This is a genomic window from Thalassospira profundimaris WP0211 (assembly GCF_000300275.1).
Lineage (GTDB): Bacteria > Pseudomonadota > Alphaproteobacteria > Rhodospirillales > Thalassospiraceae > Thalassospira > Thalassospira profundimaris.
Window position 1 is genome coordinate 891012 of the sequence record NZ_AMRN01000001.1, and the last position, 19759, is coordinate 910770.

A 19759-nucleotide genomic window follows, 5' to 3' on the forward strand; every position below is an offset into this window, starting at 1 on the left:
CCGATCAGGACAGGGAGATGTGATCGCGGCCGGATGCCTTGGCGGTATAAAGCGCGTTATCAACGCGGGCCATCAAGGTATCAAGATCCTCGCCATCGCGATACTCGGTGATGCCGGCACTGATGGTGACCGGAATATGATCACGCCCGAAACGGACCGGTGCATTGCGGACAGAGTCGGCAAGTTCGCGAGCCTTTGTCATGGCTTCCTTGCGATCTTTTCCGGGGAATAGAACAACAAATTCATCCCCGCCCCAGCGACAGATTACGTCGGAGTCCTGCACATTCTGGCGGACCATGGTCAGAACTTCGCGAAGTGCGGCGTCGCCGCCCGGATGGCCATAGCCATCGTTGATTGCCTTGAAGCCATCAACATCAAAACACATCACCGACAGGGGCGCCTTTTGGCGCTTTGAGGTCTGAACCGCCTGATCAAAGATCATGTCAAAGATCTGACGGTTAAATGTGCCGGTCAGTTTGTCACGCGATGCCAGTTCTTCGAGGCGCTTCTGATAATTGCGCACGGTCAGGAAGGCGATCAGCCCGACCACAATCGTGATCAGCAACGAAATCGCGATATTGATGAAAAGCGTGTTCTGAAGACGCGCATCAGATGAATAGTCACTTTGTTCAACAATGAGAAGCCAGCCGAATTCAGGCACCAGGCGGCTGTTGACGAAATAGGTGTGACCGCCATGTTCGTAACTGATCGATGCGCCGGGCGAGGTCAGGATTTTGGTGGATTGGGTACGCATGCCCGGCCGTTCCTGAAGGCTGTGGGCATCGCCAAAGCCGCTACCGCGTAGCGTGACGTGGCCTTCGGTATCGATGAAATAGATCGTCCGGCCATAGCGTGCCTGATAGGTTTCGATCAGATTGGTAACCGAACTGACGGCAAGACCCACACCGGTAATGCCGATGACATTGCCGTCATAATCACGCACCTGATAATTGACAAAGATCGACAAGCGCGACCGATCAACCGTGTCATGGTCGATATTGATTTCGTAAGGTTGCTTCCCGTCGCGCGCACGGAAATACCAGCCATCGGCCGGGTCATCTTCGCTGACCTGTTTGATCACGCCGGTCGGGTGATAATAGTTCCGGGTCTCTTCAGAGATGAAATAGGCCGTGATCGTATCGTAGCGCGACTGAATTTCGGCGAGGTACTTGGTGATCCGTTCCGGATCAGTTTCGCCGGAAAGGGCCCAGTCGCGAAAGAACGTATCATGCGCCATCAACGAGGAAATAAAGATCGGCTGCAGCAGATCGCGCTGGATCTCGGAATAGATATTGTCGCTGGTCAGCGGAAGCGTGCTTTCGGAAATCTGTTCTTCAAGAGAATCCCGGGCGACATAGAAGCTTACAAAACTCGTGGTCAGAAACCCGACCGCCAGCAGAACGCACAGAATGATCGCGAAGTATAATTTCTTTCCCCACACGGGAAGCTCCCCAAGGATAGTCACAAGGCAGGCACCGATGATTGAGCTCATCGTTTTTGATCCGGCTAATCTAAGGGAAACTCCCTTATGTTGCATCACACAAAATCAAAGTCAGGCAGGTTTACTGCCTTTGAGCGAAATCCAGAGAAGAAATAAAACCTGATAACTCGGTGGAATTCATTTTTGCGATAAATGCAGGGCACTGAAATCATTGAATAGTTTGCGTAAACTGCAAGAGATTTAATTATGCGCCCGACGACCTGCTGGCGCGTTCCCATAAAATGACGAACGTTCATTAATTTACTAATTTAGCCATAGGATGTGCGTCGGATTTTCTAAAACACAGCCAAAAACAGATGTGACAGCCGCGTAAAATGGCTGGACATTGTGGCCCCATATGCCAAGAATTTCGCTGCTTGTGATGAAGGGGGTACATGCAGACCGAATTTTCGGGTATGCAGTGGCTTCCGAAAACAGAACATCAGACGCACTATATGCCGTTTGTCCGGGGGGATTTCGCGGTGTATGTGCCAAGAGGCGCTTCATTGATCGATTTCCGTCCCATTCTTTTCATCGTCGGCATTTTGCTCTGTACGTTGTCGATTGGCATGTTCATTCCGGCGTTGGTCGACCTTTACTACGGGCAGCGTGACTGGATCGTGTTCTCAGCGGCGTCCTTTGTGTCGCTGTTTGTCGGCGGGGCATTGATCATGATGAACCGCATGGACAATCTTAAGATCAATTCACGCCAGGCGTTTATCCTGACCACGCTGAGCTGGCTGGTTCTGACGGCGGCATCGGCGCTGCCATTTGCCTTTTCCGATCTTGATATGTCCTATACAGACGCGTTTTTCGAAGCGATGTCAGGCATTTCCACCACCGGATCGACCGTGATTGTCGGCCTTGATAGTGCGCCGCAGGGGATCTTGCTGTGGCGGGCACTGTTGCAGTGGCTTGGCGGGATCGGGATTATCGTGATGGCGATTGCCGTCATGCCGATGCTGCGCGTTGGCGGGATGCAGCTGTTCCGCATGGAAAACTCCGACAAATCGGACAAGGCGTTCCCGCGCGCAACCCAGATTGCGATGGGTATCGCGATGCTGTATCTGAGCTTCACGGGCCTTTGGGCGATTATGCTGTGGTCGGCCGGCATGACGCCATTTGATGCGATTGCGCATGCCATGACGACGATTGCGACCGGCGGATTTTCGACCAAGGATGCGTCGATCGGGCATTATGACAGTGCGACGATTGATGTGATCATCACCCTTGGCATGGCGACGGGGGCGTTGCCGTTTATTTTGTATCTGCAGATGCTGCGCGGACAGGGTCGGGCCTTGTTCCGCGACAGTCAGGTGCGCTGGTTTATCACAATTGCGGTTTCCATCGTTGTCGGCCTCGCGCTTTGGCATTCGGAAACCAACAATGTCGATTTCCTTTATGCGCTGCGCTTTACGTCCTTCAATATTGTTTCGGTGATGACCGGTACGGGATATGCCACCACCGATTACGGGCTTTGGGGCCCGTTTGCGGTGACGGTCTTCTTCTTTGTCATGTTTATTGGCGGCTGTGCGGGATCGACAACCTGCGGGGTGAAGATCTTCCGCCTTCAGGTTCTGTATGAAATCGCCAAGATCCAGCTTTCGCACATGCTGCGTCCACATGGCGTTTTCATTGCCTATTACAACCGCAAACCGCTTTCGGAAGATGTTACGGAATCGGTTCTGAGCTTCTTCTTCCTGTTTGTGTTCTGCTTTGTGGTTCTGGCCGCAGCACTTGGCGCGATGGGGCTTGATTTTATCACCGCAGTCTCGAGTGCCGGCACAGCGATTGCCAATGTCGGACCGGGACTGGGCCCGATTGTCGGTCCGTCGGGCAACTTTGCGACCCTGCCGGACGGGGCGAAGTGGCTGATGTCGATTGGCATGCTGATCGGCCGTCTTGAAGTGTTTACCGTGTTGGTTCTGCTGTTCCCGGCCTTCTGGCGCGACTGATCGAAACCCAGGATATTTATCACCGAATTTTCCGGCACCCGCAGGTGATGCTTGCGGGTGTTTTTTTGTCTTATTGACAGAATAGGACAATTGACCTAATTTCGGGGTTGGGACATTTGTCCTAATTCTTGGTCGATCGGGCGGCATATCGGAAAATGGCAGCAGAAACACGAGAACGGATTGTCGAGGCAGCAGACCTGCTGTTTTACCAGCACGGGTTCGAGGCAACATCGTTTGCCGATATCGCAGCCACCGTCGGCATATCGCGCGGCAACTTTTACCACCACTTCAAGACCAAGGATGACATCCTTGATGGTGTGATCAATCGCCGCCTTGCCAATACCGAGCAGATGCTTGATCGCTGGGAAATTGCCGGATCAGACCCGGCGGAGCGTATTCGAAGTTTCATCCATATCCTGATCGTCAATGGCGAGAAAATCCGAAAATACGGCTGCCCGGTGGGTACGTTGTCGTCAGAACTGGCGAAACTGAACCACGCGGCAAAAAGCGATGCCGCGGCGCTGTTTACCCTGTTTCGCAGTTGGTTGTGCCGTCAGTTCGAACGGTTGGGTTTTGGCGACAAATCCGATGAATTGGCCATGCATATCCTTGGCCGAAGTCAAGGTGTGGCGACCCTTGCCAATGCGTTTGATGATGACCGGTTCTTGCATCATGAGGTCGATCTGATGTGCGCCTGGTTGGACGATCAGATTGCCGATCTTGCCCGCAAAAAATAATCCAGACAGGGAGTAGACGATGTTTGCGATCTTTTTAAAATTTGCCGAAAACCGCCCAAAGGCCCCGGAATTCGTGGACGCGCACAAAGCGTGGATCAAGCAGGGCTTTGATGATGGTGTTTTTCTGATGGTCGGCAGCCTGCAACCCAATATGGGCGGTGCGGTTCTGGCCCATGGTGTGTCACGCGACGAGATTGAAACCCGCGTGAACGAAGATCCGTTCGTTGTCGAAGGGATCGTTAGCGCCGAGATTCTGGAAATCTCGCCCGCGCGTGCCGATCAACGTCTTGATTTCCTGATGGCCTGAGCAATGAGCAAAACAACAATCGGAACGGATGGAAAATGCCGGTGCGCCTGGTGTGATGCGGCGCCGGAATTTAACGCCTATCATGACACGGAATGGGGTTTTCCGGTGACCGATGACATCCGGCTGTTTGAGAAAATCTGTCTTGAGGGATTCCAGTCGGGATTAAGCTGGCGCACGATCCTGACCAAGCGCGAAAATTTCCGCAAAGCCTTTGCCGGTTTTGATTTTCACAAGGTCGCGCAGTTTGATGATGCGGATGTCAAACGACTGCTTGGTGATGCCGGGATCATCCGCCATCGCGGCAAGATCGAGGCATCCATTAACAATGCCAAACGGGCCTGCGAGATGGTGGCCGAGGAAGGGTCACTTGCCGCCTATTTCTGGCGGTTTGAACCGAAACCGGATGAAGTGGACCCGCCACAATCGATGTCGACGTCGCCGACGTCCGTTGCCCTTTCCAAGGATCTCAAAAAACGCGGTTGGAAGTTCGTCGGACCGACCACGGTGTTTGCGTTCATGCAGGCGATGGGCTTGATCAATGATCACGCGCAAGGATGCTTTTTGCGCCAACAGATTGACGACATGCGTGCCTCATTGGTCCGCCCAAGCTGATGTGATGTCAAAAAAACACCCCTTGTCCAAATCTGGACAAGGGGTTTTGAGGGCGGGGACCGTTTCAGATCCCCTGATGATAATCCGGCAAGGATTATGGGGTCTTCGACATGCGGTCTCACTTGAGGTGCCAACGTCAAGGGAGGGTGCAACAGGGGTAGGAAGGCTTCAAAAGAATACGGTGCACACTCAAGCGAGTTTGGCGATACCGAACTTTGGGTCAGGAGCGGATCGGGGATCGGGATCAAGTCCGGCATCGCCATAACCCAAGGTCGCAAATGCTGATCAAAAGATAAAATCGAATATAAAATAAAAATAGATAGAAAAAATCTATCGATCAGATGCGCTGCAGCACATGAATGCCGCGAAATCAGTTACCAAGTGGCAATTTGACTGTGAAAACAGCACCATCCGGCCCTGTTGCAGTGAGGCGAAGTTCACCGTTATGGGTGCTGATCAGTTCGCGTGCGATGGCAAGGCCAAGTCCGGTGCCGCCTTGCCGCCCGCTGCCGGCAAACGGGACGAACAGGTTCTTGATTGCCTTTTCGGGCAATCCCGGCCCGTTGTCGGCTATGAAAACTTCAATAGAGCGGCGGGGTCTTGCCGATTCGTCACCCTTTTCAGGTTCGGTTTGAATTTTGTGACTGAGGGTGACGGTGGTCGCCCCGGCCTCCAGCGGGTTGCGCATCAGGTTGCTGAAGGCGCGAAACAGCATGTCATAGTCGGCTTCAAGCATGACATCGTCAGGCAGGTCGATCTCAATGCGCGCCGGGCAGGGTTCAATGGCCGCAGGTGCTTCACCCATGCCGCCATCAAGCAACGGTTCGCATTTTTGCAGCAAGATCTGATCGCGGATTTCCTCGATCAGTTCAATCAGGGTGAAGGTTGCCAGATCGCGCGGCGGCGGGGTTTCGCGGGCAAAGGACAGGGTTTGTTCGCTGATATAAACCGCACGTTCCATCGATGACAACAGGCGCGGCACCACGGCACGGACTTCGTCATCTTCACTTTTTGCAAGCTGTTCTGTCATCAGCATCGAGGTCGCCAGTGCATTACGCAGATCATGGCTGATTTTGGTGGCGGCCGTGCCAAGGGCAGCAAGTCGGCGACGCTGATTGAGCATCGCCTGAATGTCTTGCTGCATCATGGCGAGTTCCTGGCGGGCAACACCAATTTCATCATCACGTTCGCCCGGATTGATCAGCGATGCCTTGTCCTGCGGATCTTCGCGAAAACGGATCATATCGCTGGTCAGGGTGCGCATCGGGCGCACCAACAACCGGTTGAGCGCGAAATAGACAAGCCCGGCTGTAAAGAACGAAATCATGAGTGACAGGCCAAACACCCGCCAACCGAAATTACGCATCGCCTCGGTCAGGCGGTCTTCATGCACAAGGACTTCGATCTCGAAATCCGGCGCCATGGAGGGCATGCCGACCACGCGCAATACCCGGTTTTCGGTCTGGGAAAGTGTTGCCAGCCCCTCCATCAAGGCCATCGGGATCGAGAAATCGCTCAGATTGACGTCCTTGTCGACCTTGGCTGGCATATCATCGCGTTGTAGCAGCAATTTACGATCTTCGCGGCGCAGGATGACCGCCTCGATCCCGGCATTGGACAGAAGTTCGCGTTCAAGATCATCGGGGATCATTTGATCGGGGGTGGCCTCAAGGGCAAGCGCCGCAAGGTAGCCTGAATCAAGGTGTGCCTTTAACCAGTCAATCCGAAAGCGCGCGACGGAGGGGGCAAAGACAAACACCTCGGCAAGCATCACAAAGCTTACCGTCAGCACCAGAAGGCGCGCGGAAAGCGATTTGGCCCATGGGGGCAATTTCAGATGCCGGTTATTCATTAAATGATGTTAGGCCGATAAAACGAAAAAAGTACAGCAATACAGATGCTTGTTTTCCTGCGCGATGGCAAGCAAGCCGCTTATGCGAACCTCAGCAGGAAACGTACAAGCTTGCGGGTTTTTTCGCCAAACAGGCTGGGCGTATACCAGGCCCCGGCGACGCGTTTGGAAAGTTCGCCCAGGGTCGGGTAAGGCGCGATCATGCCCGCAATCGCGCCGATCTTGATCTTCTTGCTGATGGCCAGTGACCAGACACCGATCAGTTCACCCGCCTGCCGTCCGACGATGGCAGCCCCCAGAATCCGGCCGTTTGGTTTGGTGATGACCTTGATGAAGCCTTCGGTTTCGACCTCTGCCCGGGCGCGGTCATTTTCGGCGTAATCCCAGGTCACAACGCGGATGTCATCGCCATATTGTTCGCGGGCAGCCTTTTCGGTCAGACCGACCTGTGCCAGTTCCGGGTTGGTGTAGGTCACCCATGGCACGGCACTGTGATCGACCTTGGCCGGAAGACGGAACAGCGCATTGCGAATGACGATGCCTGCGTCATATCCCGCCATATGGGTAAATTGCAGGCCGCCGTTGATATCGCCAATGGCAAAGACCTTTTTGTTTGATGTCCGCAATCGCGCATCGACGGAAATACCGCGGTCGGTAAATTCAATACCGGCATCCTTCAGGCCGAGATTCTCGACATTGGGTTTGCGTCCGGTTGCCAGCAACAGGTGGCTGCCCTCCAAGGTAATCTCGATACCCTGATGTTCGATCACGACCCTGATTTGGTCATTCACATCAAGGATTTCCTTGGTTTTTGCCCCTTCATAAAGGCTGATGCCATCGGCCTTGATGCGGTCGCGAACAACAGCCACCAGATCCGGATCGTCCTTGGGCAGGATGGTGCCCATTTCAATCACGGTGACCTTCGCACCCAACTGATGATGGGCCTGCGCCATTTCCAGACCAATGGGGCCGCCACCGATGATGATCAGATGTTCGGGGCGGACCCGATTTTCAAAAATGGTTTCATTGGTGAAATAGCAAACGGTCTCAAGCCCCGGGATCGGCGGTACGGCCGCACGCGATCCGGTGGCGATGACAAAGCGTTTGGCCTTGATTGTGGTGTCACCGGCAACGACTTCACCCGGACCGGCAAACCGGGCTTCGGCCTGAATGACGGTGCAGCCGAGTTCTTCGAACCGTTCGACCGAGTCATGGGGCGCGATGCCGGCGATCACGGAATGAACATGGTCTATTGCCCGGCCAAAGTCGATTTCCACCGGCCCGGTCGATACGCCAAACCGTGAAGCCCTGCGTGCATTTTCCGCGGCATGGCCAGCCGCCAGCAGGGCCTTGGACGGAACACAGCCGGTATTAAGGCAATCACCGCCCATCTTGCCCTTTTCAATCAGGACAACCTTTGCGCCCATCTGAACCGCACCGGCGGCAACGGAAAGGCCGCCGGATCCGGCCCCGATGACACAAATATCGGTCGTGATGATCTTATTCATCGGCGTTCGCCCCGATTTTACGTTTGCGCAATTTCTTATAGGCCACCGGCAAAAGCGCCAGCACGGCAAGCCCGATGATCGGGGTCAGAATACGGGGTTCAAAGATGATGCCAAGATCAGGTGTCTTGCCCTGATCAAACAGCGCGCCAAGACCATCCCCGATGGACGCATAAACAAAAGTGCCCGGAATGATGCCGATCATGGTGCCAAAGACAAAGGATCGCAGTTTGACGCCAAGAAGGGCCGGCACAAGATTGACCAGCCAGAACGGGAAGATCGGAATCAGGCGCAAAACCATCAGGTAGCTGAACGCGTTTTCAGCAAAGCCTTCTTCCATCCTGCGGACGGCGTTTCCGGCCTTGGCGCGCATCAGATCATAAAACGCATAGCGGGCTGCAAGGTAAACGATCGTCGCGCCAATGGTGGCGGAGACCACAACATAACTGGTAGCAAGAAACGCCCCGAACAGAAAGCCACCTGTGATGGTCAGGATTGACCCGATTGGCAGGGAAAGTGCGACTGAAACGACGTAAAGCCCCATAAAGACCAGAACGCTGGAAACCGGGTTATCGGCAACAAAGCCCTGCAACAGGTCGCGGTTTTCACGCAGGGACTCAAAAGACAGCAAATCCACAACGCCGCTGGCCCATGCAATGACAAGTCCGACAACCAGAACAATCACCGGCAAAAGCTTGCGCCATAGGGGCTTTGACGTGCCTTTGATTTCGCTATGGGTATCTGGTTTCTGGTCGGACAAGTGTGACGCCATTGAACTGGTTTTGGTCATTGATTTCAGGCTCTTGCAAGTCGTTCGTTCGGGTCGAAATGCATATCCCTGAAGATAGGATCGCATTATTTGACCCAACATTAGAGAGAAATTTCAAAACTTGCTTATGAACTGCCTTCACCATTGCGTGAGGGCAAATTGTACAAAGCCTGGCCGGATGGCTTAGGAACATGCGCAATAAACCTGAGGGAGTGGCGCTTGACGTAGGGGAAAACTGGACGTATCGTCTGCGCATCGTGGGATTTGTCGACCGGCTTGCGGCCACGTAAAAAATCGCTAAAGAGGGGTGCTATGGCTTCGGCCCTGACCCATTCATGCCGGTCAGGGTTTTTTTGTGTCCGGATTACGGTATGCATACATTCCGGGCATGTAGGAGCAAGACGATGACGACCGACAAAAAGGCTTCCAACAACTGGCGCGCGGCGACCCGATCCGTGCGTGGCGGTACAGCGCGCAGCGGATTCTGCGAGACCTCCGAAGCCATCTTTATGAATTCCGGCTATGTGTATGAAACTGCCGCCGAGGCAGAGGCCTCCTTTGATGGCAGCGGTCCGGAACGTTTTGTGTATTCGCGTTTCGCCAACCCGACCGTTGGTATGTTCGAAGAACGCCTCGCCCTGATCGAGGGCGCGCAATATTGCCGCGCGACGGCATCGGGTATGTCGGCTGTCTGGAATGCGTTGGCCGCCAGCACCAAGGCCGGTGGCCGCGTGGTTGGATCACGTGCGCTGTTCGGGTCGTGCGAATTTATCCTGACCACGCTTTTGCCGCGGTTTGGTGTTGAGACCGAACTGGTGGACGGCACGGACAAGGACGCCTGGGAGAAGGCACTTTCGAAACCGGCCGATGCGGTTTTCCTTGAAACACCGTCGAACCCGACCCTTGAGGTTATTGATATCGCCTTCATTTCCGAACTGGCGCACAAGGCCGGTGCCAAAGTGATTGTCGATAACGTCTTTGCCACACCGATCCTGCAAAAGCCTATGGAACTGGGGGCGGATATTGTCGTCTATTCCGCGACCAAGCATATCGATGGTCAGGGGCGCTGCCTTGGCGGGGCGATCCTGTTTAATGACAAGGAATGGCATGACGAACATCTGACCACCTTCCTGCGTCATACCGGGCCAAGCATGAGCCCGTTCAATGCCTGGGTTCTTCTTAAGGGGCTTGAGACACTTAGCCTGCGCGTGGATCAGCATATTCGCAATGCAACTGCATTGGCTGAGTTTCTTACGGAACAGCCGCAAGTGTCACGCGTTCTATATCCGGGGCTGAAAAGTCACCCGCAGCATGAACTGGCAATGAAGCAAATGTCTGGCCGTGGTGGTGGATTGATCGCAATCGAGCTTGCCGGTGGTAAGAAAGCAGCCTTCTCGTTGCTTGATAATCTCAAGCTGATTGATATTTCCAACAACCTTGGCGATGCAAAAAGCCTTGCAACCCATCCCTGGACCACCACGCATCAGCGTGTACCGGCCGAGGACAAGGTTGTAATGGGCATTACCGAGGGCATGCTGCGTCTATCTGTCGGTCTGGAAGATATTGATGACCTCAAGGAAGACCTGTTGGCGGCCCTTGCCGTTTAAAAGCATGGACCAACAGTAATCCTGACATCGATCCGGCCCGTACATTGTGCGGGCCTTTTCGTTTCCGATCCGGGGGATAATGCCAGTTTGTTTTGACTGCTGACTGGTACTTTCGGGAAGGATTGTCTACATAAAGGGTCCATCCATCGCATTCTTGGCTGATGCAAATTGACTGGAACACACTTGGCCCGGAGATATGCATGTATTCGACCGTAACCCACGACATCAAGGTATCGGTAAAGCCGATGTTCCTTGAGGACGAATCAGACCCGGACACCCATCGTTACATTTGGGCTTATCGCATCGAGATCGAGAATCTCGGCTCGAAAACTGTTCAGTTGCTTAACCGTCATTGGCGGATTACGGATTCGCGCGGCGAAACCCAGGAAGTCAAAGGCCCGGGTGTTGTCGGCGAACAGCCTGTTTTGGCATGTGGCGAAAGTTTCAACTACACCAGTGGCGCGCCACTGACCACGCCAAGCGGCTTCATGGTGGGCACTTTCGAAATGACGGATATGGACGGTAATCATTTTGATATTGCGATTCCAGCCTTTTCGCTGGACAGTCCGCATGGGCAACACACTGTGAACTGATCGCGTCAAAAAACAGTATCAGGTAGCGCGGGCCGTGAGCCCCACCAAGGCAGGTTCAATCCTGTAATAAAATGACAAAGGATTTGGTATGTGCAGCGAACATAACCCGGTGAAGCGTCCGACACGCGAAGAAGCAGAAGAAGCGGTTCGGACACTTCTGCGTTGGGCCGGGGATGATCCCGACCGCGAAGGTTTGCGCGGAACCCCTGACCGTGTGGCACGGTCTTATGGTGAATTCTTTGCTGGATATCAGCAGGACCCGGCCGAGATTCTGCGTCGGACATTCGAAGAAACCGACGGCTATGACGAAATGGTCGTTCTGCGCGACATTCGCGTCGAATCCTATTGCGAACATCACATGGTGCCGATCATTGGTGTGGCACATGTCGCCTATCTGCCGCGCCGCCGTGTTGTTGGCATTTCCAAACTGGCCCGCGTGGTCGAGGTCTATGCCAAACGCCTGCAGATTCAGGAAAAGATGACCGCACAGGTTGCCAACACCATTCAGGAAGAACTTGATCCACTTGGTGTGGCGGTGGTGATTGATGCCAATCACCAATGCATGAGCACCCGTGGCGTGCACAAGACCGGCGTATCAATGGTCACCAGCCGGATGCTTGGCGCATTCCGCGATGATCCGATCACGCGCCGCGAATTCTTTGCCATGATCGGTCGCTAAGACGCTGTCAGATGATCCAAAAAGAAAGGTCGCAGCACTAAAATGCTGCGACCTTTTTTGCGTCGGGACCGCAAATTCGCGCGATCTATTCCTTGAAATCGCTATGGCAGGATTTGCAGGTTTGCATCATTTCACCAAGTGATGCCTTGAAATCGTCTTCTGATCCGCCGGAAACTGCGACCGATTTAAGATCGCTGGCCTTGGCGTGCAGTTCGTTTGCCAGATTTGTGAATTTTGACCAGTCTTCCCAGATGTCTGACAGTGCTTCAGAAGGTTTGTCATTACTGCCTTCCGGGAAAAGGGCGGTAAAGGTTTCGCCGGAATGACCTTCGATAATCGTCGCGGCTTTCGCGACCTGATCCGGGTCGTAGGGCAATGCACCCTTCATCATCGGGACCATGATTTTGACCTGTTGGCCAATGGCCTTCATGCCTTCCATGCGTTCCTTGACAACACCGGTCGCCCCTTCGTGGGCGATGGCGGCGATGCTGACCGTCATGGTCAAGGCGATGGCGGCTCCTGCTAGTACTTTCAACTCTCTCTTCCCCATTCTAGGTGTGCCTAACTGATGGTATTTTGTGTTTGTTCACGTGCTTTAGTGCCCAAATCGGGCAAGGATATGGTCAACCGAACCGACATAATGGCCGCCAAACAGGCGAACATGGACCAGTAACGGATAAAGATTATACAAATCACGGCGTTCTTCAAAGAACCCCGGCTCTATCGGCAGTATTTCACCATACCGCGCGAAAAATTCCGGTGTCAGATCCCCAAACAACGTCCCAAAGGCCAGTTCGATTTCCCGATCGCCGTAATAGATCGCCGGGTCAATCAAGCCCGCAAGTTTGTCAGACTGACACAGGATATTGCCACCCCACAAGTCACCATGCAGCAGTACCGCCGTGCTCTGGTCTGGCAATAGATCACCAAGCCTGTCGATCAATCGGTCAACGCGTGCGGCCATACTACCCGGAAGCTTGCCTTCGCGATGTGCGTGTTGTGCCATATGGCGCAAACGGTGTTCGGCGAAGAACGTGATCCAGCTTTCCTCGGGTGTATTTGGTTGCGCCAGGCCGCCTATTAAAGTGTCAAAGCCAAGTCCGAACGTTTCGGACGTTACCTGATGCTGGCTTGCCAACTGTTCGGCAAGGTCGCGCTGCACATGTCCAGTCATTCGGTTGTCGTTGGCGATAAATGTCATCACCAGACAATTTGCGTCGGCATGGATGACCTCGGGACAGGGGATCGGCGAGTGCGTTTTGAAATAACGCAGCATTTCCGCTTCGATCAAAAGACCCGCATTATTTTGCGCATCATTTGTCGGGCTGTGCTTGATCACCAGTTGCTGCCCATCATCCAGATCGGCACGCATCACATTGGCAACGCACCCGCCGGAAAGTGGCACGACGGATCGCACCGACGCCCCGGCGTGACGTTTGATCAAATCTGCAAGCGCGCGTTTGTCCATAATCCTATCCGGGGGCTGGACTCCTAGATTTCGTGTTTTTCGCGGATGTGCGACAGTAGGTTGCTTGAGGCTTCCTCGATCATGTCAAACACATCGACAAACCCGTTGGCACCGCCGTAATAGGGATCGGGGACACTTTGTCCGGCCATCGACGGATGATAATCCAGAAACAGCTCAATACGGTGCTGATGGGTATTGGGTGCCTGGCGGCGCATATCGCGCAGATGCCCGTCATCCATGGCCAGAACATAGTCAAATTCGTGGTAGTCGGCAGGCCTGATCTTGCGGGATCGAATGTCGCTTAAATCAATGCCGCGACTTTTTGCCATTTCACGCGATCGCGGGTCGGGCAGTTCACCAACATGATAGGCCGACAGCCCACAGCTATCGACGCTGATATGGGCATCCAGTCCGGCGTCGCGAACCATCTTGCGGAAAACACCATCGGCCGTGGGCGAACGACATATATTTCCGGTGCAGACGAAAAGAACCTTGATCACGCTATCAATCCGTTTTGTCTGGAAAGGGGCAGGAGATGTTTTAAAAGTGACATGCCCGCACCTGGTCGGCAATGGCTTGTCGTTGCACTAGGTGATCTCCATCTCAGCGGATTTTTAAAAATCGCTACCAATGTAACAGCTTCGTGACATTTTGAATGTGACACTGACAGGTCGGTCATTAGTTTGTATGATCGCGCCAATTACCTTTAATTTGGCGCGTTTTGATGCAGGAATTTGTTTCTTTTGGTTTGCATGTTGCCCTGATCCGGCAACTGGCATGGTTGCCGCGGGGCTATGACCTTGTCCCGGGCGGGACGGTTGTCACTTCTGCCAAGCTGCGCAGCATCATGCTCGCACTGGAAGAGATCAATGGTCCGGCGGTGCTGGTGCGTCTTGGGCGGTATCTTGCCGCCAAGGAACAGGAACCGATCCTGACCATGTTGCGTCACTCGGCAACACCGTCGGTGATTGCAGATCGCTGGCGCCGGCTTGAAGGCTATTCCCACGCGCGTGCGCGCAGCGATTTTTCCGTTACCGGAAAATCCATGACCATCCATCGCGGGGTCGTGCGTGGTCAGCCACCGGCACGGGTGGAAAACCTGCTTTTGCTGGGGTTCCTGATCGGCTTGCTTGAGGCGGCCGGGGCCGAGAATATTGACGCCACCATCTTACCCAGCCACGGTCCGGCAGTGCGCGTGACTCGCAAGGGCCGCATTAGCGACAAACTGGCATTTTCCGGTCGTGGCCTTCGTTTTCGGATTAACTGGGGCAGCTTCGAACAGGTTTCGTCCTCCTATCCATTCATGGCCAATATGCCCGGTACCGCGCCCTCAATCGGGGCGCAGCGCCCGATCGTGCAACAACTTTGTACGGTGTTGGAACATGACATCGGGCGCAGTTGGACCATTGATGAAGTTGCTGCTGCGCTTGATACATCAGGGCGCACATTGCAGCGTCGCTTGCAACAGGCCAACAGCCGGTTTTCCGACCTTTTGCGTCTGGTGCGCGTACGCGAAGCCTGCCGGCTTTTATATGGCACCACCCTCTCGGTTGGAGAAATCGGGTTCTGGTGCGGCTTTACAGATAACGCGCATTTCTCACGCGATTTCAGACGTTTGATGGCGATGCCGCCCTCGGTCTACCGCGAGGCCAGCATCGGCCATGCCGGTTTGACCCGGGCGTGATGCCTGCTGACTCTGGAAATGGTCGCTGCGATCAACGTGCAACGCTTTGATCGCAGCGTGATTGACCTGCCCGGTTTCCTTGGGTATCAGCAGCGCCATGAATGATTTTGCTTAGATCATTGTGCCCCTTCGCATCCATGAGGCTGCCATGACTGACCCCATCCGTCCTGCAAACGAATATTCCGGTTTTCTGCCGCCGCGTTTTGACGATCGACCGGATGCCGATGATGTCTTGGTCAAAACATGGACCGTTGGGGACGCACTGACCGATCATAGCGTGCCGGAAATGCCAGCACCGCTGTCGCTGTTTTTTGATCTGGTTGCCCCGGCAGCGGGCCGGTCAAATGCGACCGGGTTTGCGATGTTGTGGCTTGATCGTCATCCGCATGAAGAACCGGGCTGGCGTCTGTCCATCGGCCATGTCGGCTCCGAGGATGATCTGGAATTGGCGGTGGCCAAGCCGTTGGCGCGCCTAGTTGATGCCCTGCCGATGGCCAATTTTGAATGCGAAAACTGGCACATGACCCGCCCGCTTTGGCGCAAACGCGCCGAACCGGTAAAGCTTGTTTTCTGGGGTGATTTTGCCAAGCATGCCCGCGCCATTCTTGGGCACAGTGATGCGGCATCATTTTATCAGCCACTTGGTGCGGGACTTCGGTCAGACAATGTCACAAGCATGCTGCCCTTGCTTGAAGATATGCTCGGTGATGCTTTCTTGCAAAACGGCATGGGGTTTGAAGATGCCTTGCACCTTGGTATTGCATTGGGGCGCGCACACCTGATCGAAAGCTGGATCGAAGCCGGTGGTTCGGAGAAGGAGTCCTATTTCCGGCCAATGAAAATCTGGCATCAGGCTTGGCTTGCCAACGCGTTGATTGATCCGGCGGTGGCAAGTCTTGCCATGTCGGGCAAACCGCCGATGCCGGCCCTTGATTTCGGGAATGACAGCACACCGGCATCGCGCCGTGCAGCCCTTGATGATGTTTCGTCCTGGCTGACGACCGTGTTCTTTAGTGATGAATATCCCGCCCTTCGCAATGCCTTTGTGGCCGGGGTGCAAAATGCCGTCTGGCTTGATCATGACCTGCAACAATATGTCCAGCCGCAACAACGCTCCGAGATCTTGCAAGGTCTGATGCCCTATTGCCGCTGGTTCCTGGCGATGGCGCTTTATAACCATCTGGGCAATCTGGCGGCGGGAACAGCGCGGGAGGATCAGGTCGCATTTTACGCGATCATGGTCGATGCCTTGCCGGAACTGGAACCGCTTGGCGACTTTGCCACCCAGCGCGATATCGAACAGCATATCATCCGGATTGATGCTGCGCGCGCCGCATCGGCATTCGACACATTGGTCCTGCCGTTCTGTGATCTTTTGATGCCTAAGCGCCAATTTGATGCCGCGCGTTCCTGATCACGTGCATGGCATGGATTAAAAAAAAGCGCCGCCGGGCGAAACCGGCGGCGCTTTTTTTTGTTGGCTGTCGATGCCTAGATCTGTTCGGGATGTTCCGGAATGTCGCGCGATGACACGATCAGGAACCGGATCGCCAGCCCGCTGACCGCGACAAGGCTTGCAATCGCAATCCCCCAGAACAGGCCGCGCACCCCCATCTCAAGAACGAATGACAGGTAATAGCCAACCGGGATCATGACAAAGATATAGGACACCAGATGCAAAATCGTTGGTGCCCATTTATCGCCAGCCCCGCGAAGCGCACTGATCGCGGCATTCTGTCCACCATCGGTCGGGAAAATGATCGGCATCAAAATCAGCACTGAAACCGTGGTGGCAAGCACCGCGACATCCTGGGTAAACAGATGCGCAACCGCATCGGGGAACAGATAAAGCGGAATGCTAAGGGCCAGCATCACGCACATCGTGGTCAAAAGACCAATCCATCCTGCAAGCGCCATGTCCGGTCGGTCCCGCCTGCCATAGGCAATGCCAACCCGAACCGATGTTGCCGACGCCAGACCAAGTGCTACCATAAACATCAATGCCAAAAGCGTCATGCTGATGCCGTAACTTGCCGCGGCAATAACGCCAAGACGGCCGGCGAAAAGCTGCATGGCGGCAAAGGCGCCGGTTTCCATCCCCTGACTGGCACCAGCAGCATAGCCAAGATGGCGGGCATCGCGCGATCCGCGCCACCACCCGGCAAAGCCATTGCGAATGCCATAAAGATGATGGCTTTTCATCAGCAGGATATACCCAAGCAGACCAAGCGCCATGAACCAGCGAATGACGCTTGATGTCCAAGCCGCACCTTCGGCCCCCAGTTCCGGCAAACCAAACGCCCCGTAAACCAGCCCGTAATCAAGAACGAGGTTGACCAGGTTGGCTGCGATCATCAACACCATGCCCGGCAGTGGGCGCTGCAATCCTTCAAGGAAAAAGGCACAGGTAATGTAAATAAGAGCGGCGGGCATTCCGATTGCCAGAATCATGGCCAGATCGCCGGCATGGTCGGTGATTTCGACCGGCTGACCGGTGATTTTAAACAGCCAGTCCGACTGCATGGTCAGAACGGTAAAGACAATGCCGATCAGGACAGCATAAGGCATGGCATTGCGCCACACAGCCCCGGCCGCCATCAGGTTGTCGCGACCCTTGGCATGCGATGTCATGACCATGACCCCGGTCAGAAGTCCGATGCCGGTCACCATCAAGGATGTGAAGGGTGCATGTGCAATATTAAGGTAGGCCAGTGCCGCACTGTCATAGTTGCCAACCACAATGGTATCGACAACTGCCATGATCAGCATGCCAAGACGGGCAATCGTCACCGGCAGGGCCAGTCTGAACAATTCGCTTAGATGGCGCTTTACCCGGTTATTGGGATAAAGCGGGGTTGGCGAAAGTGTCGGATCAAGCGCCGGATCAAGTGGCGGCGGAGCCGGAGCACCATCTTGTGGGGCAATGGACATTGGACTGTTTCCTGTTTTTATCTGGCGATCAGGCTCTGGGTCGTGGTGGCGATCAGAGCCATGATGCCGTTTCGCCCTGGTTTGATTTGATCCAGGATCTATCTGTGGGCGGCGAACGGTCGGCGGGGAATCGCCATCAGCAATTTGGCCGGATCATCGGTAATCACCGATGTTACTCCCCAGGAAAATAGCTCCTTGGCGCGTTCGACATCATTGATGGTATAGCAAACCAACGGGACACCAGCATCGACAATCTCGGCGGCACTCACCGGTGTCAGTGCCTTGTGGTCAATATGAATGGCCGATGCGCCAAGGCACGCATACTCGGCCTTCCAGTTTTTCGGCAGGGTTTCCAGCAACCAGCCGCACGGCAGATCTGGCATATGTTTGCGCATATGGGCAACGGCGGTGTCATCAAAACTTGAAATCAGAATTGGCGGCACGGTCTTTGATGTGCGGAGTTCCTTGATGACTTCCTCGCACAGGCGCACCGGATCGCAACCAGATGGTTTGATTTCAAGGTTGGCCCCCATATCCATGAAATACAGGGTTTCGAGCGTATCTTTCAGGCTGGGGATTCGTTCGCCCTTATATATGTCTGAAAACCATCCCCCGGCATCAAGATTGCGCAGGGTGTCAAAATCGCTGTGATGGATGGGGCCGGTACCGTTGGTGGTCCGTTCAAGCGTGTCGTCATGGATAAGCACGCATTTGTCATCCGCGCTTAGCGTGACATCACACTCAATCCATTTGGCGCCGCGTGCGCCGGCAACCCGGAATGCGGCAATGGTGTTTTCCGGGGCTTCAATCGAAGCGCCGCGGTGGGCGACAATGTGCGGGATATCGATCACGGATATGGCCTTTTATATATGTGGGGCTGCAACCGCCAAAACAGATGATGGATCAGGCCATCGGCTGTTCTGGTGCTGCAAGAACATCAATGCGATTCTCTTACGCGACTTGGATTGTGTGAAAAAGCGAAAATCTTGTTGCGATTTGAACGTTTCCTTTTTCGTTTTTGCTGCGAAGTCATTGGACTCCATATTGTAATTATTGGCGCAGAGTCGGTTTTTCCTATGGTTTTCGGCGTTATGCACCGATGTGGGTCGAGCTATGCATATATCCGATTTCTACGCGAAACCCCCGAAAGCCGAGGGTTTGTGCGGACCGTTTCGGGGGTGAAAAAAACAATCGCCGAAAATCTCGATAAATCTCGAAAAAAGGTGTTTACAGGTCGGGACAGGGGCCCTATAACCCGCCTCCACCGACGGGGTGCGGCGCCAACGAGACGGCGACGCGGACTGGACGGTTTCGGGGCTACGGTCCTAGAGTTCTTTGACATTGTAGATCAGAAGGAAGGGATGCGCGGGCAGCGTTATGGCGCTACAGTCTGTGCATCCTGGAGACGACGGATCGATTTGGATTTATTCAGATTGATTTGTGGTAACCACCAAAATGTGCAGACGTTAATTTTGAAGAGTTTGTCTATGAGACAAGCTTGGATTGAACATGAGAGTTTGATCCTGGCTCAGAACGAACGCTGGCGGCAGGCCTAACACATGCAAGTCGGACGAGAAGGT

The 19759-nt window shown here is 54.4% G+C and carries 18 protein-coding genes, 1 rRNA gene and 1 riboswitch; of the genes, 10 read left to right on the top strand and 9 right to left on the bottom strand.

Annotated features, from left to right (window positions below):
* Window positions 1–4: 4 nt before the first annotated feature.
* Window positions 5–1492: a sensor domain-containing diguanylate cyclase gene (locus TH2_RS04020; RefSeq protein ID WP_008889119.1), complete on the bottom strand. Its 1488-nt coding sequence runs from the start codon at window positions 1490–1492 to the stop codon at window positions 5–7.
* Between the two features lie 383 nt (window positions 1493–1875).
* Between TH2_RS04020 and TH2_RS04025 the strand changes: the two genes are divergently transcribed.
* From TH2_RS04025 to TH2_RS04040, 4 genes are all read left to right on the top strand, one after another.
* Window positions 1876–3435: a TrkH family potassium uptake protein gene (locus tag TH2_RS04025; RefSeq protein WP_008889120.1), complete on the top strand. Its 1560-nt coding sequence runs from the start codon at window positions 1876–1878 to the stop codon at window positions 3433–3435.
* A gap of 155 nt (window positions 3436–3590) precedes the next feature.
* The gene (locus tag TH2_RS04030; protein ID WP_008889121.1) at window positions 3591–4172 is read left to right on the top strand and encodes a TetR/AcrR family transcriptional regulator; all 582 of its coding nucleotides are present in this window, start codon (window positions 3591–3593) and stop codon (window positions 4170–4172) included.
* Window positions 4173–4191: 19 nt separating this feature from the next.
* Window positions 4192–4479 (top strand): YciI family protein, encoded by a 288-nt coding sequence (locus tag TH2_RS04035; protein WP_008889122.1) that lies wholly within the window; start codon window positions 4192–4194, stop codon window positions 4477–4479.
* Window positions 4480–4482: 3 nt separating this feature from the next.
* Window positions 4483–5091: a DNA-3-methyladenine glycosylase I gene (locus TH2_RS04040; protein WP_008889123.1), complete on the top strand. Its 609-nt coding sequence runs from the start codon at window positions 4483–4485 to the stop codon at window positions 5089–5091.
* A 370-nt stretch (window positions 5092–5461) separates the two neighbouring features.
* On the opposite strand, the gene TH2_RS04045 is transcribed toward TH2_RS04040, so the two are convergent.
* The 3 genes from TH2_RS04045 to TH2_RS04055 all read right to left on the bottom strand — a co-directional run bounded on the left by TH2_RS04045 (window position 5462) and on the right by TH2_RS04055 (window position 9238).
* Window positions 5462–6943 (bottom strand): ATP-binding protein, encoded by a 1482-nt coding sequence (locus TH2_RS04045; protein ID WP_008889124.1) that lies wholly within the window; start codon window positions 6941–6943, stop codon window positions 5462–5464.
* Window positions 6944–7023: 80 nt separating this feature from the next.
* Window positions 7024–8451, bottom strand: coding sequence for a dihydrolipoyl dehydrogenase family protein (locus tag TH2_RS04050; RefSeq protein ID WP_008889125.1), 1428 nt, complete (start codon window positions 8449–8451; stop codon window positions 7024–7026).
* Entirely contained in the window at window positions 8444–9238 is a 795-nt protein-coding gene (locus TH2_RS04055) for a TVP38/TMEM64 family protein (protein WP_008889126.1), read from the bottom strand. The genes TH2_RS04050 and TH2_RS04055 overlap by 8 nt, the downstream gene beginning before the upstream one ends.
* Window positions 9239–9464: 226 nt before the next feature.
* A riboswitch (SAM riboswitch) is annotated at window positions 9465–9539 on the top strand.
* Between the two features lie 82 nt (window positions 9540–9621).
* Between TH2_RS04055 and metZ the strand changes: the two genes are divergently transcribed.
* From metZ to folE, 3 genes are all read left to right on the top strand, one after another.
* Entirely contained in the window at window positions 9622–10824 is a 1203-nt protein-coding gene (gene metZ / locus TH2_RS04060; protein ID WP_008889127.1) for an O-succinylhomoserine sulfhydrylase, read from the top strand.
* Window positions 10825–11024: 200 nt separating this feature from the next.
* Entirely contained in the window at window positions 11025–11417 is a 393-nt protein-coding gene (apaG, locus tag TH2_RS04065) for a Co2+/Mg2+ efflux protein ApaG (RefSeq protein WP_008889128.1), read from the top strand.
* 88 nt (window positions 11418–11505) lie between these two features.
* On the top strand, window positions 11506–12096 hold the full coding sequence (folE, locus tag TH2_RS04070; protein WP_008889129.1) for a GTP cyclohydrolase I FolE: 591 nt from the start codon (window positions 11506–11508) through the stop codon (window positions 12094–12096).
* An 85-nt stretch (window positions 12097–12181) separates the two neighbouring features.
* On the opposite strand, the gene TH2_RS04075 is transcribed toward folE, so the two are convergent.
* From TH2_RS04075 to TH2_RS04085, 3 genes are read right to left on the bottom strand one after another with little or no spacing between them, the layout of a single operon-like run.
* Window positions 12182–12631 carry a c-type cytochrome gene (locus TH2_RS04075; RefSeq protein ID WP_157193799.1) on the bottom strand — a complete coding sequence of 150 codons (450 nt, stop codon included), beginning with the start codon at window positions 12629–12631 and terminating at the stop codon, window positions 12182–12184.
* A gap of 60 nt (window positions 12632–12691) precedes the next feature.
* Window positions 12692–13564: a fructosamine kinase family protein gene (locus TH2_RS04080; RefSeq protein WP_008889131.1), complete on the bottom strand. Its 873-nt coding sequence runs from the start codon at window positions 13562–13564 to the stop codon at window positions 12692–12694.
* 23 nt (window positions 13565–13587) lie between these two features.
* Window positions 13588–14064, bottom strand: coding sequence for a low molecular weight protein-tyrosine-phosphatase (locus tag TH2_RS04085; RefSeq protein WP_008889132.1), 477 nt, complete (start codon window positions 14062–14064; stop codon window positions 13588–13590).
* A gap of 224 nt (window positions 14065–14288) precedes the next feature.
* Here TH2_RS04085 and TH2_RS04090 point away from each other — a divergent pair, with 224 nt between their 5' ends.
* Window positions 14289–15248 (top strand): helix-turn-helix transcriptional regulator, encoded by a 960-nt coding sequence (locus tag TH2_RS04090; protein ID WP_008889133.1) that lies wholly within the window; start codon window positions 14289–14291, stop codon window positions 15246–15248.
* A 148-nt stretch (window positions 15249–15396) separates the two neighbouring features.
* A complete protein-coding gene (locus TH2_RS04095; protein WP_008889134.1) occupies window positions 15397–16662 on the top strand; it encodes a hypothetical protein in 1266 nt (421 codons plus the stop codon).
* Window positions 16663–16739: 77 nt separating this feature from the next.
* Here the strand turns inward: TH2_RS04095 and TH2_RS04100 are convergent, their stop codons facing one another.
* Window positions 16740–18179: an MATE family efflux transporter gene (locus TH2_RS04100; RefSeq protein WP_008889135.1), complete on the bottom strand. Its 1440-nt coding sequence runs from the start codon at window positions 18177–18179 to the stop codon at window positions 16740–16742.
* Between the two features lie 98 nt (window positions 18180–18277).
* Window positions 18278–19030 carry a glycerophosphodiester phosphodiesterase family protein gene (locus TH2_RS04105; RefSeq protein WP_008889136.1) on the bottom strand — a complete coding sequence of 251 codons (753 nt, stop codon included), beginning with the start codon at window positions 19028–19030 and terminating at the stop codon, window positions 18278–18280.
* 654 nt (window positions 19031–19684) lie between these two features.
* Between TH2_RS04105 and TH2_RS04110 the strand changes: the two genes are divergently transcribed.
* A 16S ribosomal RNA gene (locus TH2_RS04110) occupies window positions 19685–19759 on the top strand; the annotation flags it as partial.

Excerpts from the sequence above, each read along its gene's own strand:
- apaG (WP_008889128.1), top strand. The coding sequence starts at position 11,025 with ATGTATTCGACCGTAACCCACGACATCAAGGTATCGGTAAAGCCGATG.
- TH2_RS04025 (WP_008889120.1), top strand. The coding sequence starts at position 1,876 with ATGCAGACCGAATTTTCGGGTATGCAGTGGCTTCCGAAAACAGAACAT.
- TH2_RS04050 (WP_008889125.1), bottom strand. The coding sequence starts at position 8,451 with ATGAATAAGATCATCACGACCGATATTTGTGTCATCGGGGCCGGATCC.
- TH2_RS04080 (WP_008889131.1), bottom strand. The coding sequence starts at position 13,564 with ATGGACAAACGCGCGCTTGCAGATTTGATCAAACGTCACGCCGGGGCG.
- TH2_RS04020 (WP_008889119.1), bottom strand. The coding sequence starts at position 1,492 with ATGAGCTCAATCATCGGTGCCTGCCTTGTGACTATCCTTGGGGAGCTT.
- folE (WP_008889129.1), top strand. The coding sequence starts at position 11,506 with ATGTGCAGCGAACATAACCCGGTGAAGCGTCCGACACGCGAAGAAGCA.
- TH2_RS04090 (WP_008889133.1), top strand. The coding sequence starts at position 14,289 with ATGCAGGAATTTGTTTCTTTTGGTTTGCATGTTGCCCTGATCCGGCAA.
- metZ (WP_008889127.1), top strand. The coding sequence starts at position 9,622 with ATGACGACCGACAAAAAGGCTTCCAACAACTGGCGCGCGGCGACCCGA.
- TH2_RS04040 (WP_008889123.1), top strand. The coding sequence starts at position 4,483 with ATGAGCAAAACAACAATCGGAACGGATGGAAAATGCCGGTGCGCCTGG.
- TH2_RS04035 (WP_008889122.1), top strand. The coding sequence starts at position 4,192 with ATGTTTGCGATCTTTTTAAAATTTGCCGAAAACCGCCCAAAGGCCCCG.
- TH2_RS04055 (WP_008889126.1), bottom strand. The coding sequence starts at position 9,238 with ATGACCAAAACCAGTTCAATGGCGTCACACTTGTCCGACCAGAAACCA.
- TH2_RS04100 (WP_008889135.1), bottom strand. The coding sequence starts at position 18,179 with ATGTCCATTGCCCCACAAGATGGTGCTCCGGCTCCGCCGCCACTTGAT.
- TH2_RS04030 (WP_008889121.1), top strand. The coding sequence starts at position 3,591 with ATGGCAGCAGAAACACGAGAACGGATTGTCGAGGCAGCAGACCTGCTG.
- TH2_RS04095 (WP_008889134.1), top strand. The coding sequence starts at position 15,397 with ATGACTGACCCCATCCGTCCTGCAAACGAATATTCCGGTTTTCTGCCG.
- TH2_RS04045 (WP_008889124.1), bottom strand. The coding sequence starts at position 6,943 with ATGAATAACCGGCATCTGAAATTGCCCCCATGGGCCAAATCGCTTTCC.